The 16,318-nt window shown below is 67.7% G+C and carries 15 protein-coding genes; 7 read left to right on the top strand and 8 right to left on the bottom strand.

Annotated elements, in window-relative coordinates; translation table 11 throughout:
- The first annotated feature begins 137 nt into the window (after positions 1 to 137).
- Positions 138 to 341 carry a hypothetical protein gene (locus ABWO17_RS02880; RefSeq protein ID WP_353115864.1) on the top strand — a complete coding sequence of 68 codons (204 nt, stop codon included), beginning with the start codon at positions 138 to 140 and terminating at the stop codon, positions 339 to 341.
- Between the two features lie 190 nt (positions 342 to 531).
- On the opposite strand, the gene ABWO17_RS02875 is transcribed toward ABWO17_RS02880, so the two are convergent.
- The 5 genes from ABWO17_RS02875 to ABWO17_RS02855 form a co-directional block, all read right to left on the bottom strand.
- Positions 532 to 984 carry a hypothetical protein gene (locus ABWO17_RS02875; protein ID WP_353115862.1) on the bottom strand — a complete coding sequence of 151 codons (453 nt, stop codon included), beginning with the start codon at positions 982 to 984 and terminating at the stop codon, positions 532 to 534.
- Positions 985 to 1,182: 198 nt separating this feature from the next.
- Positions 1,183 to 1,824: a tetratricopeptide repeat protein gene (locus ABWO17_RS02870; RefSeq protein ID WP_353115860.1), complete on the bottom strand. Its 642-nt coding sequence runs from the start codon at positions 1,822 to 1,824 to the stop codon at positions 1,183 to 1,185.
- Positions 1,825 to 2,147: 323 nt separating this feature from the next.
- A complete protein-coding gene (locus ABWO17_RS02865; protein ID WP_353115858.1) occupies positions 2,148 to 2,873 on the bottom strand; it encodes an OmpA/MotB family protein in 726 nt (241 codons plus the stop codon).
- A gap of 67 nt (positions 2,874 to 2,940) precedes the next feature.
- Complete coding sequence (motA, locus tag ABWO17_RS02860) at positions 2,941 to 3,786, bottom strand: flagellar motor stator protein MotA (RefSeq protein WP_353115856.1); 846 nt, start codon at positions 3,784 to 3,786, stop codon at positions 2,941 to 2,943.
- A gap of 9 nt (positions 3,787 to 3,795) precedes the next feature.
- The gene (locus ABWO17_RS02855) at positions 3,796 to 4,416 is read right to left on the bottom strand and encodes a hypothetical protein (RefSeq protein WP_353115854.1); all 621 of its coding nucleotides are present in this window, start codon (positions 4,414 to 4,416) and stop codon (positions 3,796 to 3,798) included.
- A 432-nt stretch (positions 4,417 to 4,848) separates the two neighbouring features.
- Between ABWO17_RS02855 and ABWO17_RS02850 the strand changes: the two genes are divergently transcribed.
- The 4 genes from ABWO17_RS02850 to ABWO17_RS02835 all read left to right on the top strand — a co-directional run bounded on the left by ABWO17_RS02850 (position 4,849) and on the right by ABWO17_RS02835 (position 12,373).
- The gene (locus ABWO17_RS02850; RefSeq protein ID WP_353115852.1) at positions 4,849 to 5,409 is read left to right on the top strand and encodes a hypothetical protein; all 561 of its coding nucleotides are present in this window, start codon (positions 4,849 to 4,851) and stop codon (positions 5,407 to 5,409) included.
- A gap of 333 nt (positions 5,410 to 5,742) precedes the next feature.
- Positions 5,743 to 8,229, top strand: a complete 2,487-nt coding sequence (locus tag ABWO17_RS02845) for an ATP-binding protein (RefSeq protein ID WP_353115850.1) — start codon at positions 5,743 to 5,745, stop codon at positions 8,227 to 8,229.
- Positions 8,226 to 10,784, top strand: coding sequence for an ATP-binding protein (locus tag ABWO17_RS02840; protein ID WP_353115848.1), 2,559 nt, complete (start codon positions 8,226 to 8,228; stop codon positions 10,782 to 10,784). The genes ABWO17_RS02845 and ABWO17_RS02840 overlap by 4 nt, the downstream gene beginning before the upstream one ends.
- A gap of 440 nt (positions 10,785 to 11,224) precedes the next feature.
- Positions 11,225 to 12,373 carry a hypothetical protein gene (locus ABWO17_RS02835; protein WP_353115846.1) on the top strand — a complete coding sequence of 383 codons (1,149 nt, stop codon included), beginning with the start codon at positions 11,225 to 11,227 and terminating at the stop codon, positions 12,371 to 12,373.
- 737 nt (positions 12,374 to 13,110) lie between these two features.
- On the opposite strand, the gene ABWO17_RS02830 is transcribed toward ABWO17_RS02835, so the two are convergent.
- From ABWO17_RS02830 to ABWO17_RS02820, 3 genes are all read right to left on the bottom strand, one after another.
- Positions 13,111 to 13,677, bottom strand: a complete 567-nt coding sequence (locus tag ABWO17_RS02830; protein ID WP_353115844.1) for a single-stranded DNA-binding protein — start codon at positions 13,675 to 13,677, stop codon at positions 13,111 to 13,113.
- 170 nt (positions 13,678 to 13,847) lie between these two features.
- Entirely contained in the window at positions 13,848 to 14,279 is a 432-nt protein-coding gene (locus ABWO17_RS02825; RefSeq protein WP_353115842.1) for a hypothetical protein, read from the bottom strand.
- A complete protein-coding gene (locus ABWO17_RS02820; protein ID WP_353115840.1) occupies positions 14,270 to 14,512 on the bottom strand; it encodes a hypothetical protein in 243 nt (80 codons plus the stop codon). The genes ABWO17_RS02825 and ABWO17_RS02820 overlap by 10 nt, the downstream gene beginning before the upstream one ends.
- A gap of 356 nt (positions 14,513 to 14,868) precedes the next feature.
- Here ABWO17_RS02820 and ABWO17_RS02815 point away from each other — a divergent pair, with 356 nt between their 5' ends.
- Positions 14,869 to 15,615 carry a S24 family peptidase gene (locus tag ABWO17_RS02815; protein ID WP_353115838.1) on the top strand — a complete coding sequence of 249 codons (747 nt, stop codon included), beginning with the start codon at positions 14,869 to 14,871 and terminating at the stop codon, positions 15,613 to 15,615.
- Positions 15,616 to 15,825: 210 nt separating this feature from the next.
- Positions 15,826 to 16,179 (top strand): hypothetical protein, encoded by a 354-nt coding sequence (locus ABWO17_RS02810; protein ID WP_353115836.1) that lies wholly within the window; start codon positions 15,826 to 15,828, stop codon positions 16,177 to 16,179.
- The last annotated feature ends 139 nt before the right edge of the window (positions 16,180 to 16,318 follow it).

Raw genomic sequence — 16,318 nt, 5'->3', positions numbered from 1 at the left:
CTACCCGGCGGCGCGGGTCCGAGCCCCCGGAAAAATAATGGAGGGTTGACGAGGGCAGCCGTACCAAAAGTATAGTCGGCCATGCGTCACCGGCGTTCCGCTGGGTGAATGCCGGACGCAACCGCAAGGAGCGACCCATGAAGGACCCCATGCCCGACCAGGTAACCTGTACCTTCTGCGGACGCAGCTTCGATGCGTCTCCGGAACAACCCCAACGCGAACTGCGTACCCTGCACGACGAACACTTCTGCCTCGACTGCGCCTGCCATGCCGACCCCGCCATCCTGGCCGTGGTCGGCGAAGACCGCCTGCTGGACATCATCGAAAACTGGTACGGATAGCGGGCCCACCCGCCAGCCGGTTAGCACCGGCCCGCAGCCCGCGCCACTCCGTCGGGGCGCGGGCGGGTCTTGCCGCACGCCTGGGTTGCTGGCGCACCCGAACGCATGCTTGCGCATGGCGCAGCAGGAAAATGACCGGGTGTCCGACGGCGGATACCGCGCGGGCAACAGCGCCGGATTCAGAACGGACTCAGCGCCGGGGTTCCAGTCGCAGCCCCACGGGTTCGCCCACGCTGGCCAGCAGGCAGGTTATCCGCACGGGCCGGGGCACCCCGTCCGGGGTGGTCAACACGCCATCCATGCGCAGGATGGTGGACACGTAATGCCCGTCCACCATGCCGTCGTACCGTTCCATGGTGGCGCGTCCGTCATTGATGAAGGTCAGGCTGGAAGGCGAACCGTACTGGCTGGCCAGTTCGATCTGGGCGTAGGCAAGGCAGACCTCCAGATCCTGGTCCGACACCTCCGCGCGGGCGGCAGGCACGATCATGCCCCACAGCGCGGCGGCCAGGGCCAGAACACGCACCAGCCGGGCCAACGTGCCCCCCGGCGCGCCGAACGCGCGTTGCGCCCCCCAAAAAAGGGGGGACTTGCCGCTCGCGGCGGCGGTTGCCGCCGAGGGTCTTGCCGTGATGTCTCGCATGGCAGCCTCGCGCTGGGGAGATGACACGCGGGACCGGCGTTTCCGACCGGGCCCCGTTCGCCATGGACAGGATGTGATGCCCTGGATGATGCACGGACACCGTCGGTCCATTCCGCGTGCCTGTTACTGTACCATGCCCTGATGATGGGGCGCGACCGCGTCCAGGTCAACCCGCATTTTCGGCATGACGGGCCACGGCTACTTGCAGATGCCTTCCCGCCGGGCGGACTCCATGCCCGTGCAGTCGCCGTTGGAACAGCCCGTGGCAAAGTCCGCGCAGGCGGCGACAATCTCGTCTTCCGCCAGTTCCACGGCCGCCCGATAGTTCCATGCCCGGTGCTGGGCGGAATCCAGTTCAATGGACCGGGCCAGGTCCTTGCGCGCGCCCAACTGGTTGCCCATGCGAAAGGCCACCAGCCCCCGCCAGGCATAGTTCTCTGCCGAGGGGTGCTGGCGCACGGCGCGGGTAAGGTCGTCGAAGGCCTCGTCCCACAGGCCCATTTCGCTGTAGGCAAGCCCGCGCCGGGCAAAGGCCTGCCAGTAGTCGGGCTGGAGTTCGATGGCCTTGTTCAGGTAGGCCACGGCCTTTTCCGGCTCGGTGCAGGTTTCGCCGCCCTTCCACAACACATGGGCCATGGCGAAGTACTTTTCCGCCTCTGGGGTGACCTTTCCGGAAATTCCCATGGGGTTGTAAGGCTTCAGCGGTTCTTGCGAGGCGCAACCCGTCAGGGAGAACGCCAGCAGCAACAGCGCCGCCAGCAGCAGCGAACGGCCCGTGGCATGGGTACGCGCCCTGGAAAATGGTGCGGTGGTGGCGGTGCGGAACAACGTGAACGGCATGTCCGTCTCCTGTATGCGGTGGGCCGTGCGGCCCGACGGTGATGAGGGGATCATGGATGGCTGGAAGGAAGATCGTTGTACAAGGGCACGCCCGCGCGCGATTCGCAATGGCGCCTTGCGACCGGGAATGTACTGATGCCGCTTGCGGGCCAATCGCTTTCGCCCGACTGGCAAAACTGACCGGCAAAACTGACCGGCAAAACTGGCTGGCCGTGTAGGTCGACAACGTCGCGAATACCCGCCCATCCCCCAAAGAGCAAGCGGGGCGGACCACCCGGCCCGCCCCGCACGAAAGAACGATGTCCGCGCCTGCGCGCGAGCCCCTAATACACCACGTTGTACGACATCACCTCTGGCCGGTGGAAGTGAAATTCCACGCGCCGGTTCTTGCTGCGGCTTTCGGGGCTGGTGTTGGGCTCCATGGGCCGCGTGTCGGCATAGGCGATACCGCGCAGCCGGGTGGGCTTGATGCCGCCGTGCTCGATCACGTAGCGCACGGCAGCCGCCGCGCGCGCGCCGGAAAGTTCCCAGTTCGAGGGGTACGGGCTGCCTGCGGCCACTTCGCCGCTGTCGCTGTGGCCGCGCACCATCAGGTACAGGTTGTATTCGCGCAGGATCTTGATGACCTCGTCCAGCACCTTGCTGCCTTCCGGCATCAGTTCCGCCGAACCGGCCTTGAACATCACATCGCTGTTCACCCGCAGCAGCACGCCCACGTCGTCGGCGCTGATGCCGCTGGCATTCTGCGGAATGGCGTCGGCCATCATCATCTGCTTCAGCTTCTGGGCGATGGCGTAGTGCGATTTTTCGGTTTCCGACACCTTGAAATCGCGCGTGTCCAACTTGTCCACCCCCTGCACGAAGGGGTTGTTGGCCACCGGAGAAACGTTGCTCGAATCGAACAGGGCCCGCTCCGTGGAAAAATACCCCGCCAGCGCCTGCTTGGTCTCCGGCGGGGTCATGTTCAGAATCCACATCAGCAGGAAGAAGGCCATCATCGCCGTCACGAAGTCGGCGTAGGCAACTTTCCATGATCCACCGCCAGCCATGGCGTTCCTCCCTGTATGGCGCGCCGTGCGCGGCGAGCGGAATTTCCGCCGCCGGACACGCGGTACGTCAGCTCTTCAGCTTTTCTTCCATCTCGGCAAACGTGGGCCGGAAGGTGTGCGGAATGGCCCGGCGCCCGTACTCCACCGCGATGATCGGCGTGGACCCCCGGATGGCGGCAGCCACCGCCTCCTTGATCACCGCAAAATACATGTGGTGCTCGTGGTTGGTCTGCTCGATCTTGGCGCCCATGGGGCCGAACACGCCGTAACAGAACAGGATACCGATGAAGGTACCCACCAGCGCGGCGCCGATGTGGTGACCGAGCACCTCGGGGGGTTCGCTGATCTTGCCCATGGTCAGCACGACGCCAAGCACCGCCGCCACAATCCCCATGCCGGGCATGGATTCGGCCATGCGGCCGATGGAGTGGGGTGCGATGGATTCCTCCTCGTGCATGGACTTCATGTCCACTTCCATCAGGCTGTCGATCTCGTTGGGATCGCCGGTGGTCAGGTATACCCGCAGCGTGTCGCCGATGAAATGCACGGTGTGCTTGTCTTTGGCTATGGAGGGGTACTTGTTGAAGATGGAGCTGCCTTCCGGCTTTTCGATGTCCTGTTCGATGCTGATCACCCCTTCGCGGTGCATCTTGACGAACAGCGAATTGAGCAGGCCAAGGATTTCCAGATACTTGGCCTTGCTCATGCCGGGGTCGCCCATGATCACCTTCATGCTCTTCATCACCAATCCCAATGAATACTTGGTATTGGAGATGATGAACGCGCCAAAGGCCGCGCCAAGGATGATGATCATTTCCGCAGGCTGGAACAGCACGTGCAGAACGCCGTGCGACATCAGGTAGCCGCCGATGATCGAGCCGAAGACGACAACGAAACCGATTATGACGAACATGGCGTGGTGTCAGTTCCTGTTGGCCTGCATGGCGCCGCACGAATGCGCGGCATCAAGTTCCGCAAGCAGATGCTCAAGGTCAAGGCCGGGCGAGGGCGCGGGCTGTAGGCCCCGGCCCATGCGGGCCACCTCGTCGCACCAGCGGGTCAGTTCCTTTACGCCGTAACGTCCCACATCAAACATGCGGAAGGCCTTTTCGGCCTTTTCCGGCACGCCGCGCGACGTAATGTGCAGCCCCAGCAATACCGCGCCGGGCACATGTTCCCCATGCGTCACGCGCGCACCCAGGAAAAGCGTATAATTTCGGTCCGGCGCGCCAACGATGGGGGACAGCAGCTTGAGATACACGTGCAACCCCACGGTGGGCAGATCAACGCGCATCCGCCCTTCCGACGTCAGGCCCAGACATTGCGCGACATCCATCGAAAGGCGCAGGCGCATCCCCCGCGTGCTCACGTCCGTCAGGGCAATACCACCCGCACCAGCCAGCCCCAGCACGTCGGGCGCACCCAGGTCTTCCAGCGTCAGGCGGCCATCGGCACCATTCCGACCGGACCACAGGGCCACTTCGCGCAGAAAGCCCGGCGGGGCGTCCACCCTGTAGTTGTTCCTGCGCTCGGGCTCGTCCATTCCGCCTGTCCCGGCTGACACGTCTGGGTTGACTGGACCACTGCCGACCAGGCTCCAGCCGGTTGCCGGTCGGACTCCGGCCATGCTTCGGACATGCCGTGCCCGATTCGGAATGCCGTGCCCGGTTCGGACATGCCGTGCCCGGATGCGAACGGCTGGCCAGTTGCCGACGTCGTCCATTCCACGGCTCCGCACCCGGTGCCCGGATGGCACGAACCCGATGCGGGCAGGCAGACGCCGGTCCGCACACTGTGCATTTACGCAATTGTAGCCGAGAACGCACCACATGGAAAGTGGGGGAGGCCCCAATGCCACCATACTCCGGCGGGGCACTGCGCATCGCACCCGCTGACCTTGCCCCGGCGCGACAGACGCCCCCCTGCCGCACATTTGCAGTTGCATGGTTATATATAAAAAGCTATAACGCTTTCCATGAATACCACTCCCGCCCATTCCTTCGTGCGCCTGCGCGATGCAATGCTGGCCCTGGCGGCGTGGCTGGACTCTTCGCCATGCGCGTCCGGGCAGGCAACCTGCGCCGCTGGTACGACTGGCCCCCACGCCCTGCGCGCGCTGTGCGCCACCGGACTGCGCAGCCTTGCCGCCAACGCCGAGCAGTACGACCGGCTCATCGTCCGGCCCAACGCCTTTGCCGCGCACTTCGCCGCCACGGTGGCCATGCTGGCTTCCACGGCAGCCCAGGCGAACCCACCGGCCGGGCCAGCGGACGGTCAACTGGACGATGCCGCCTTCATGCTGGTGGAGGACATGGCCGCCCTGTTCCGTGAACGCAGCCTGCGCGCGCCGGAAGACCCCCCGCACGATGCCGAACAGGCCCTGCTCGACCATTTCGAGCGGAGCGGCGAATGGTTGCCCGCCGATGGCACCACCATCACCGACTGGTACTACGTCCGCCTGCCCGCCCTGGTGCTTGCCCAACTGCTGCGCCGGGCAGAGGCCGCCGCACGTGCCACCTGCCCCCCAGGCAGCTAGAAGCAGCACCCCGCCGTCATCCTCTCCCTCCCCCGCCCCCGCGCACCGGCTGTCGTCCATGGCCGCCCCCCCCTGCCCGACGGGTTGCACGCTGCCCGTGCCCGTCGGGCGGTACTCCATTCGACCACGCAGCACCCCGGCGCATCCACCGGGGCCGTGCGCCGCCATATCCGTTCGGCTCGTTCGCCCGCACCTCCCCCCCTCACGGGTTCGCCCACACCTCCCCCCTCTCGCGGGCTCGCCCTTTGTGGCGTTACCCGTTGCGTTCGCCAGCGCGTTCTGCCAATACTGGATGAAGTTCCACGTTCACCCCATGCAGCACGAGTGCACTCCATGCCCGCTTCGCGCCACGCTCAGCCCGGGCGTTTCCAGACCCACGACTCCGCCACCGGCAGCGAACCGTCGCCGGGCTGCGAGACAGGCCACGACCCGGCCCTGGCAGGCACGGTGCCCGAGACGGCATCGGAAGCGGCATCCGACCGGGGAACGGGCCGCACCGCTCCGCGCGGATTCCGGCCCGGCTCGTTGCGCTGGCTGCTCCCCGCCTTGCTGCTTGGCGGCTGCGCCCTGCTGGGCGCCATCACCTTCGCCGATCCCTATGCCCTGCCCGCCACCCCGCCGGTGCAGGCCCTGCTCATCAACTCCTACGACCAGCGCATGCACTGGGTGCGCGAACTCACCGCCGAGGTGGAGGCCGACCTGGCACCGCCGGGCGGCAACGTGCTTTTGCGGGTGGAGAACATGGATGCCAAGGCGGTGCACGACGATGCCTACTTCGCCGCCTATGCCGCCATGCTACGCGCCAAGTACGCCACGGTGCGCCCCGCGCTGCTGCTGTGTTCCGACGACCATGCCCTGAACTTCCTGCGCCGCTACCGCGACGCGCTCTTTCCCGGCGTACCCGTGGTTTTCGGCGGCGCCAACAACTTCACGCAGGCGCGCGTGCAGGGCATGACCGGGGTGACCGGCGTCACCGAGGAACACTATCCTTACGAGACCGCGCAATTCCTGCTGCGCGCCCACACCGGCGTGGAAGAAATCTTCGTCATCAACGACTACACGGAAAGCGGCCGCTCCACGGCGGCGGAACTGGCCGAAGCGTTGCGCCCGCTGGAAGGGCGCGTTCGGCTGCGCTGGAATTCCGACGTACCCATGGACGACCTGCTGCGGCAGGTGGCCGCCCTGGGACCGGAAACCGTGGTGCTGCTCGGCGTGTACTATTCCGACGCATCCGAACGCATCGTGACCTACGAGGAGGCGGGCCTGCGCATTGCCGCTGCGGCCAGGGTGCCGGTGTACTGCACCATGGGCTTCAACCTTGGCGGCAACATGGTGGGGGGCAAGCTGATCACCGGCCAGTCGCAGGGGCGCATCATGGCTGAACTGGGGCGGCGCATCCTGGCGGGCGAAGACCCGGGGGCCATCCCCGTCCGGCGCGGGCCGGGCGAATTCCGCTTCGACTACACCCAGTTGCGGCGCTGGCGCATCAGCGAAGCCTCGCTCCCCCCCGACAGCGAGGTGGTGGAACGCCCCTTCTCCGCCTATCGTGCCTATTCCCGCGAAATCCATGTGGCCGGGTTCTTCGTGGCGGCCATGCTCGTCACCATCGCGGCGCTGGTGATCGTCATGCGGCACAGGGCACGAACAGAGGCGGAACTGCGCAAGCTGCGCAACCTGCTCGGCAACATTCTTGATTCCATGCCCTCGGTGGTGGTGGGCGTCTCGCCAGAGGGGCGCATCATCCAGTGGAACCGCCAGGCGGTGCTGATGTCCGGCGTGGAACCTGCCGAGGCCCTGGGGCGCAGCCTTGAAGATGTCTTTCCACGCCTAGCCCCGCAACTGCCGCGCGTGCATGAAGCCCTGGACAAGCAGACACCCGTGCGCGGTGAACGGATGACCCGCACCGACAACGGCGTGCCCCGGTACGAGGACGTCACCGTGTTCCCCCTGGCCGCCAACGGCATGGAGGGCGCGGTAATCCGCCTGGACGACGTGACCGAGCGCGAACGGGTGCGCGAAATGATGATCCAGACCGAGCGCATGCTGTCGGTGGGCGGGCTGGCGGCGGGCATGGCCCACGAAATCAACAACCCCCTCGGGGGCATCCTGCAGGCAGTGCAGAACGTGCTGCGCCGCGTAGAACCGGGGCGCGCCGCCAACGACGAGGCGGCCCAGGCCCTGGGCTGCACCGTGGAGCAGGTGCGCGATTACCTGGAACGGCGCGGCGTGCTGCGCATGGCCGCCGGGGTGCGCGAAGCGGGGCTGCGGGCCGCCCGCATCGTGGCCAACATGCTCAATTTCAGCCGCCGCAGCACCTCGTCGCACATGGAATGCGACATCGGCACGCTGGTGACCACCGCCGTGGACCTTGCCGCCAATGACTACAGCTTTCGCAAGAATCACGATTTCCGCAGGCTGAGGGTGGACGTCCGGATCCCGCCCGACCTGCCACGGCCCGCCTGCCTGGCCACCGAGGTGGAGCAGGTGCTGCTGAACCTGCTGCGCAACGCCGCCCAGGCCCTGGCAGGCTTCATCCCGCCGGACGGCGCGCCCCCCACCATCACCATACGGGCCGAACAGCACCCGGAAGGGGTGGCCATTTCCGTCGCCGACAACGGCCCCGGCATGCCACCGGAGGTGCGCACCAGAGTCTTCGACCCGTTCTACACCACCCGCCCGCCCGGAGAAGGCACCGGGCTCGGGCTGTCAGTGGCGTTCTTCATCATCACCCAGAACCACAAGGGCACGTTCAGCGTGGCTTCCGAACCCGGCCAGGGTGCCACCTTCACCTTCACGCTGCCGCTGGGGGGCACGTCATGAGCGCCGCCATCCCTCGCGCCCGAAGGTGGCCCCGGCTGGCACGCGCCCTGTCGTGCGCCTGCCTTTTGGCCTGCATGCTCGCCTGCCTGTGCGCAACCCCGGCGATTCCCGTTGCCCGCGCCGCCGATGCCGGGACGGGGACGGAGCCCCGTCACGCCGATGCCGCGCCACTAACCGCCCCACTGGCCGCCCCACTGGCCGCCCCACTGACCGGGACGCTGACCGGGACGCGGGGCACCGTACAGGACAATGTTCAGGCCAACGCCACGCCGGAAGCCGTGGCCCGTTCGGTGGCCGATTCCGTGGTCCAGACCCTGGCCGATGCCATCACCGCACGCGGCGTACAGGATGGCCGACACCTGGTACTGTTGCTGCATTCCTACGAGCAGGGCATGGGCCGGGTGCGCGAAATCACCGACACGGTGGAACGCATGTTGGCCCCCACGGAGAACCACATCGCCCTGCGCGTGGAAAACCTGGACTCCAAGCGCGTGCACACCCCGGAATACCTTGGGGCCTTTGCCGCCGTGCTGGCCCTGAAATACGCCGGGCGCACCCCCACCCTCATCCTGACCAGCGACGACGATGCCCTCGACTTTCTGGAGGCGCACCACGCCGCGCTGTTTCCCGGCGTGCCCGTGCTGTTCTGCGGAGTGAACCATTTCCACGACAGCCTGGTGGCGGCCATTCCCCGCCTTTCGGGCGTGCTGAGCACCTTTTCCGCGCGCGAGACCGCGCTGGCCCTGCTGGGGATGCACCCCGGCACGCGCAACCTCTTTCTCGTCAACGACCACACGGAGACCGGGCAGGCCGTGGCCCGCGACATGCGGGGGCAACTTGCGGACCTGCCCGGCGGCGTGCAGGTGCACGAATTCCCGCCGCTGCCCTTCGACGACCTGCTCTCGCGACTGGCCACCCTGCCGCCGGACGCGGCCGTGCTGCTGGGCGTCTATTTTACCGACAGCGTGGGGTATGCCACCACCTTCGAGGACATGGGCGAACGCATCGCCGCTGCCGCCCACGTGCCCGTGCACTGCCTTGTCGATTTCAACCTGAACGGCGCCACCGTGGGCGGCAAGGTATCCGGGGCGGCCTTTCAGGCAGAGGCGCTGGGCCGCATGGCCTTGCGGGTCATTTCCGGCTCGCGCGTCGAAGACATTCCCGTGCAGGCGGAAGGGGTGAACCGCTTCGTGTACCGTGCCCCCGCGCTGGCGCGGTGGGGCATATCCGAAAGCAGCCTGCCCGCTGGCAGCACCGTGGTGGACCGCCCCTTCTCGCTCTACCGAACCTACCGCGTCCACATCAACGTATTGATCCTGTTCGTGGTTTCGCTGGCGTCCACCATCCTCGTGCTGGCCCACATGATGCGTCGCCGGGCCGCCTCGGAACGGCAGTTGCGGCGGTTGCGCAACCTGCTGGCCAACACCCTGGATTCCATGCCCTCGGTCATCGTCGGCGTATCACCGGAAGGACTGGTCACCCACTGGAACCGCCACGCTGCGGACGCCACCGGCCAGGCTGCCGGCGAGGCCGTGGGGCGCCCCCTGGGCGAGGTGTTTCCCCGGCTGGAAAAGCTGAAGCCGCTGGTGTTCGAGGCGCTGGAAGACGGCCAGGTGCGCGACGGACAGCGCCTGCTGCACCCAGATGGCGACATGGTGCGCTACGAGGACGTGACGGTCTTTCCCCTGGTGGCCAACGGCACGCAGGGCGCCGTCATCCGCGTTGACGACGTGACCGAGCGCGAACGCATCCGCGAGATGATGATCCAGACGGAAAAGATGCTGACCGTGGGCGGCCTTGCCGCGGGCATGGCGCACGAGATCAACAACCCTCTCGGCGGCATCCTGCAGGCGGTGCAGAACATGCGCCGCCGGGTGGAAACGGGACGGCCCGACAACGAATCCGCCGCCCGCGAGGCCGGGCTGACCCTGGGCCAGGTGCGCGGCTACCTGGAGCGGCGCGAGATATTGCGCATGCTCGACGACATCGCCGCTTCTGGCGCGCGGGCCGCGCACATCGTGGCCAACATGCTCGACTTCAGTCGCCGCACCGACGGCGCATTCATGCCGCAGGACCTGCACCGGCTCATCGAGAACACCCTGGAACTGGCCGCCAACGATTACGACCTGAAAAAGCTCTACGACTTCTGCACCATGCGCATAGTGCGCCAGTACTCCCCCATGCTGCCGCCGGTGCCCTGCCTGCCCACCGAGGTGGAGCAGGTACTGCTGAACCTGTTCAAGAACGCCGCCCAGGCCCTTGCCACCATGCCGCCGCCCGACGGCGCGCCGCCCACCCTGACCATCCGCACCGAACGTCACCACGACCTGGTGGCGGTGACCGTGAGCGACAACGGGCCGGGCATGACGCCCGAGGTGCGCGCCCGCGTCTTCGATCCCTTCTACACCACCAAGCCCCCCGGTGAAGGCACAGGCCTTGGCCTGTCGGTGTCGTACTTCCTGATCACCCACAACCATGGCGGCAGCTTTGCCCTGCACTCCGAACCGGGCAAGGGGGCGCATTTCACGTTCACCCTGCCCCTGCGGCAGCGCTAGGACCGTTGCTAAGGGCGTAGTCGGCATGGGAGGGGTGCGACCTGGATGGCCAGGAACGGCGGACGGCGCGGCAAAGGCCCACGCGCGCGCTATCTCCAGTGCCCCCGTGCCCGCATGCATGCGGAATCCGCGCAGAATCTCCCATCCCCCCACACACCGACAGGGCCTGGACACGCCCCATCATGCCGCGCCGCGCCTGCGGGGCGTCCCCCAACGCATCCTCCGCCCCCCACCTTCCGGCGGCAGGTGCATGGACAGCCCCCGCTTGCATGCACATATTCCGGAAAGCAGAGGTCCATTCGACCGTCGCGTGGCCGCGACACATTGAGTCCGAGGCCCATGCCCCTTCCGGGAACAGGGCGAGCGACCTGCCCCCCTACGCAACGGACACTTCGGGCCTCAGCGACGGACATCACCTGCCGCATGGCAAAGGACATCCCATGATCGCCCAGATCGCCCCGACTGGCCGAACCGGCCGAACCGGCCGAACCGGCTGGACCGACTGGACCGGCGGGACCGGCGGGACCGGCCTGACCGGCCAAAACGCCCGCTTTGCCCTCCGCCCGCCGGACATCCCGCGCCTGCGGATCTGCCTTCTCGTCTGCCTGCTCCTCATGGGCGTGCTGCTGGTCACAGGGTGCGCCCCGCGCATGAAGGCAGACGTGCAGGCCGTGTCGGCCCCCGGCTTTCGCAAGGCCGGACAAAGCTACGTGCTGGTGCCCGGCACCGCGCTTTCCACGCTGAACGCCATCAACGCCGACATGTTTCGCCAGTCCACCCAGCGGCTGCGCGCCGTGCTCACAGGGCACGGCTACCGCGAGGCCGCCAGCCCGGAGGCGGCGGACATGGCCGTGGTGGTGGAATGGAAGGTGGACGGCCCGCACGAGGTGCCGGACCCGTCGTATTCCTCACGACCGACCGTGGGCATCGGCGTCGGTTACGGTTCGTGGCCATGGTACGGCGGGGCCTACGGCAGCCGCTACGGCGGCTGGGGCTACGGCGGCTATCGCGGGTTCGGCACCGGCTACGGCTACCCACCGCCCATGACGGTGGTGCATACCCGCACCCTGTCCATAGAGGCCCGCGACCTGCGCTCCGGCCATGGCGCCGTCCAGGAAACGCCATCTTCGAGCCGGGCCGGGCAGGACATGATCGGACAAGACATGATCGGGCAGGACACGACCGGTTCAGGTGCAACCGTGCGGAAGGCACCGGGGCCTGTGGCCCCTGGCCAGCAGGGCGCACCACCGCCCGCCCCCCTCATGCCGCCGGGCAGCGCGGATCCCGCTGGCGAAGCCGCACGCCCGGCACCCCCCGCAGGCACTGCTTCCGCCCCCCCCACGGACCTGCCCGAGTACGCCCGCCCGCCCTACGGCACCCCCTTGGGCACGATGGAGGGCCTGCCCTCTCCGAGCGAACTTACCGGCCCCGTGCTGTGGAAGGTGGTGGTGACCAGCACCGGCAGTTCGCGTGACATCCAGAGTGCCCTGCCCGCGCTTACCGTGGCGGCCTCGCGCTGGATCGGCATCACGGCCAACGTCAAGGTGGCCGTGGACGACGAATTCAACGTGACCATTCAGGGGCAATAAAGGCTGCCGTCACCGGGGCAAAAGCAATGCAGCGTGGCCGGGCGGCAATCTGCCGCCCGGCCACGCAAGTTCCGGAAGTCCGGGCACTGCCACACCGGCTTCCGGTGCCGCACGGGCCGGGCTTCCGGCTAGTGCCCGCGCCCCGGCCCGTCGCCACGGGCGCTATGGGCAATGCCGTCCCCGACCGTTCCGGAAGAATTTTCTGCTGCGCTGCCGGGATGGTATACTCCGCACGGGGTTGCTTCATGCCCTCCCCAAAACCATCGCCGTACCGCGTCGGGATCGGCCCGGTAGGTACCGTCCGAGCATCTGCGGGCAGGAAATCCATCCTCGCGAATCCAACGCTTCACCGCGCCCTGCCCCGCGCCCACGGCGCGGCCAATGGCGTCCAGCCCCACCAGCACGAACGGCTGCCCGTGCATCCCCCCCCGCCCCTGTCCCGGGACGGAATCGCGCGCCGTCTCCCGGCCCGCAACCGCCCGGTGGATACCTGTCCGGCATCCCCAGGGCAGCGAGGCCTCCGGCCGGCCCCCCAAGACCCCGGATTCCTCGCATCCGCAGATGCCGCGAGGCATCCGGGCCACCTCCGGAACGTGATCGTGCAAAGACAGTTGTCGCTGTTGCTGCGCGCCCTGCATGCGTCCTTCCTCTCTGTTTCGCGGCACCTCGACCGCGTCTGACGTTGCTTCACGGGCGCCCGACACCGGCCGCCTCCACCACGCACCGGCCCGCTTACCTCAATGCATGCGCCATGACGGCATGCCCGGCACGCCACCGGCCATATCCGGAGCACGCCGCCACGGCAGCGACAATGCGCCAGCATCGCCACCGGCATGTTCATCGGTCCCGCGATCAAGGGGTTCCGACCGGGCGCAGTGCGCACCGGGCAGTGGGGCATCGTCCCGCACGCCGGGAAACGCGGCGGAAAATACGGCGGGTTGCAGAGCCGCACGCACGGGCCGATGTGCAGGCGGATGTGCAGGCGGATGTACGGGCGCCCCCGAACGCTGGTCGTTCTCCACGGCCTGGACCAGCCACGCCGCCACCACGGCGCAGGCTTCCCCCCCCTGCGCGCAGGCCAGCAATTCTCCCTCCACGTGCACCAGCATGCCGCGCCGCAACCGCGCAAGGCACCATGCGGCCTGGTCGCCGGTGACGCGCACCCGGTGCCGCTGGCCCGCGTCGTCCTGTCCGGCGCCCTCGGTGCTGACGGAAAACAGCACGCAATCACCCGATGTACCGGCTACGGGCCGGGGCGCGGCCATCACGCGCCCGAGCAGCATCACTCTGTTCACAGCCGCCATGCGGCATCCTCCTCTGCGACGGTCCACGTCGCACCAGCCGCGTCGCGTTGCTCACGCGGGTCGGCATATCCCGTACCGGCGCGGGGCGCGCCGGACGGCGTGCTCGCCGTGTGGCGGCCAACCGGCATGAATCCCCTCGCCGGTAACGACCGTTCGCCCTTCGGCGGGCCTCAGAATCCAAGCACCATGTCCGGCATGCGGAACAGGTCGCGGCCATAGCAATCCGGCGGAATGTCCCCCGAGGCCCACGGGTCCTCGAACAACCCGTGATCCATGCCATGCGCCGCCGCCTCGCAGCCGGGTCCGCAAAACCTGTCCCGCAGCGTGGCGGGGGTGAACCTGCGCCCGCACACCGCGCAGTCGCGTGGCTGCGGCCGGGCCTGCCCGGCGGCGGCCAGCGATACGCACTCCCGCGAGCAGTAGCGGCGATGGGCGCGCCCCGGCGGCATGGCTCCCCCGCACAACTGGCAACGTTCGGGGCGTTCCAGGGTCCGCGCCGCCGCATGGCAGGCCCGGCTGCAATACCGCCCCCGACCGTGCAGCAGCCGAGCCGGATTGACGGAAAACGGAGTACCGCAATGCAGGCAAGTCACTATCGGCATGACGCACCTCCTTCAAAAAAACGGTTGCACGCCTCCAGTGCGCGCAGCCGGGCGCGCGCAGTCTCGGGCGTGGGGTGGCGGGCCTCGTCGTGGCTTGCATGGTACAGACCAAGCAGTCGCCGGTGCTCGTCAACCTCGATGAACATCATGGGCAGCCGCCGGTCATGCAGGCTGCATCCCTCGGCACAAGCCGGGCACAGCACCACGCCAGCCACCACCGCGGCATCTTCCATGCCGGACGAGCTACCGCATACGGCGCACCGGCCACCGCGTGACATCGCGTACATTCCCAACCCTCTCGTTGCCCCAGAACCGGAACCATCCACGTGGAAACCTCCCGGTCGGACGACAGCTGTATCAGTTATCCTATTGAATCGCCGTTTCGCCGCTCCCGCTGGCAACCGGCCCGATCTCCCACCCGCTTCACCACCCAGATCGGCAGGCCACACGGCGCCGCACAAGGACATCAAGGGTCGCGACCTGTCGTGCGCACAGATATTTCATACTTCGCACACAAACGTCAAGAGTATCGGTACACCGATGGCAATTTTTCATGGACATCCGCACAGAATGTGCTAACATCACATGCATGAACGAGTACGATTCCACGGGAACCGACTGGGACGAGCTTCGGGAGTACGTCATCGACGCGCTGCACAGCGTGGGTGGCGTGAAGCGCCTTGCGGAAATCGCGGGGGTCAGCGAGCGCACCGTCTACGCTTGGAAGAACGGCGAGCGGTTTCCCAGCCGCACCAATCTCGCGCGGCTCACCGAGCACCTGGACCGCATTTCCGTCACCGGCGGGCCGTCGCACCGGCGCGGCCTGCACGAACGCATGCTGCGCCCCTACGGGGAGACCCCGCGCCCGTCCGCCGGGCAACCGGAGGCGCCGGAAGAAGCCCGGCGTCTGGCCGAAGAATTCGTCCTGGTGGACAGGGCGGAGGCACGCCCCAGCGCGGGCGGCGGCTCGTTGCAGACCGGCGGGCGCCCACAGGAGCAGCATGCCTTCCGGCTGGACTGGGTGCTGGGTCGGGCACGGTCCACCACCGGCCTGTGTCTCATGGAGGTCATGGGCCGTTCCATGGAACGCACCCTGCACGACGGCGACCTGGTGCTGGTCAACCAGCACGACCATGCACTGGCGGAAGACCGTATTTACGTGCTGCGCGTGCAGGACGAGATCTACATCAAACGGTTTTCCCGCACGCCGGGGCGCTATCACTTCCGGGGGGACAACCCGGAATTCGCCTATCAGGACATCGAGATCGACCCGCGCGACGACACCCTGCAATGGGAAGTCATCGGTCGGGTCATCTGGGCGGGCAAGGAACTGTAGCCCAGCGTCCAATCTTGCCGCCCGTCCGGTACCGGCATGCCCACAGCGGTTGGTCGTGCCCGTCGCGCCCCCTGCCACCCGTCACGCCCCGGCCACAGCCCCCGGATACCACTCCCGGTGGCCTCGTTCCCCATCCCTTGCGGCGCACTCTGCTGGACCACTCGCACATTTTGTGCGAATACGTTTTCCACATCGGAACACGGAGGTCCCATGCACGCCACCCCCATTCTGCCCGCGCCGCATTCGCCTGCGCCCCAGGCGCTTCCCTGCCCGGCACAATCCGCCGTCTCCACGGATTCCTGCGCGCACGCCAGCACCTGGCGGACCGAGCCGCCGCAGTCCCACCGCCACCGCCCCAATGTCGGCGACCGCCCCGTGTGGTCCGAAGGGCGCGGCCCCAACCCCGCGCCGTCGTTCCTGATCCGCTGGCACCCCGTGGACGGTGCCACGCGCCACGACCCCGCCGCCACAAACGCCGAGGCCCTGGCCCTGGCCCGTGACGCGCGCGATGCGACAGCGGCGGAAGCCGCCGTGTATCGCCTGTGGAGCGTCCTGCCCGAATGATCTGGCGCCCCGGCCAGCCGGACTGTCCCCCGGGTTCATCTGGCCGACGCGGCGTTGTCTGCCCCCCATCGCCCCCCCCGGCTTCCACCGGACACCCACCGGGTATTCACCGCCCACGGGGCCACCACCACTGCCAGCC

The organism is Nitratidesulfovibrio sp. (genome assembly GCF_040373385.1).
GTDB lineage: Bacteria > Desulfobacterota > Desulfovibrionia > Desulfovibrionales > Desulfovibrionaceae > Cupidesulfovibrio.
This window is presented reverse-complemented; position numbering and strand designations above follow the sequence as displayed.

Bases quoted from the DNA above. Each gene is read 5' to 3' on its own strand.
- ABWO17_RS02840 (WP_353115848.1), top strand. From the start codon at position 8,226: ATGAGCGCCGCCATCCCTCGCGCCCGAAGGTGGCCCCGGCTGGCACGC.
- ABWO17_RS02865 (WP_353115858.1), bottom strand. From the start codon at position 2,873: ATGGCTGGCGGTGGATCATGGAAAGTTGCCTACGCCGACTTCGTGACG.
- ABWO17_RS02875 (WP_353115862.1), bottom strand. From the start codon at position 984: ATGCGAGACATCACGGCAAGACCCTCGGCGGCAACCGCCGCCGCGAGC.
- ABWO17_RS02835 (WP_353115846.1), top strand. From the start codon at position 11,225: ATGATCGCCCAGATCGCCCCGACTGGCCGAACCGGCCGAACCGGCCGA.
- motA (WP_353115856.1), bottom strand. From the start codon at position 3,786: ATGTTCGTCATAATCGGTTTCGTTGTCGTCTTCGGCTCGATCATCGGC.
- ABWO17_RS02825 (WP_353115842.1), bottom strand. From the start codon at position 14,279: ATGCCGATAGTGACTTGCCTGCATTGCGGTACTCCGTTTTCCGTCAAT.
- ABWO17_RS02810 (WP_353115836.1), top strand. From the start codon at position 15,826: ATGCACGCCACCCCCATTCTGCCCGCGCCGCATTCGCCTGCGCCCCAG.
- ABWO17_RS02855 (WP_353115854.1), bottom strand. From the start codon at position 4,416: ATGGACGAGCCCGAGCGCAGGAACAACTACAGGGTGGACGCCCCGCCG.
- ABWO17_RS02815 (WP_353115838.1), top strand. From the start codon at position 14,869: ATGAACGAGTACGATTCCACGGGAACCGACTGGGACGAGCTTCGGGAG.
- ABWO17_RS02850 (WP_353115852.1), top strand. From the start codon at position 4,849: ATGAATACCACTCCCGCCCATTCCTTCGTGCGCCTGCGCGATGCAATG.
- ABWO17_RS02830 (WP_353115844.1), bottom strand. From the start codon at position 13,677: ATGGCGGCTGTGAACAGAGTGATGCTGCTCGGGCGCGTGATGGCCGCG.
- ABWO17_RS02845 (WP_353115850.1), top strand. From the start codon at position 5,743: ATGCCCGCTTCGCGCCACGCTCAGCCCGGGCGTTTCCAGACCCACGAC.
- ABWO17_RS02820 (WP_353115840.1), bottom strand. From the start codon at position 14,512: ATGGAAGATGCCGCGGTGGTGGCTGGCGTGGTGCTGTGCCCGGCTTGT.
- ABWO17_RS02870 (WP_353115860.1), bottom strand. From the start codon at position 1,824: ATGCCGTTCACGTTGTTCCGCACCGCCACCACCGCACCATTTTCCAGG.
- ABWO17_RS02880 (WP_353115864.1), top strand. From the start codon at position 138: ATGAAGGACCCCATGCCCGACCAGGTAACCTGTACCTTCTGCGGACGC.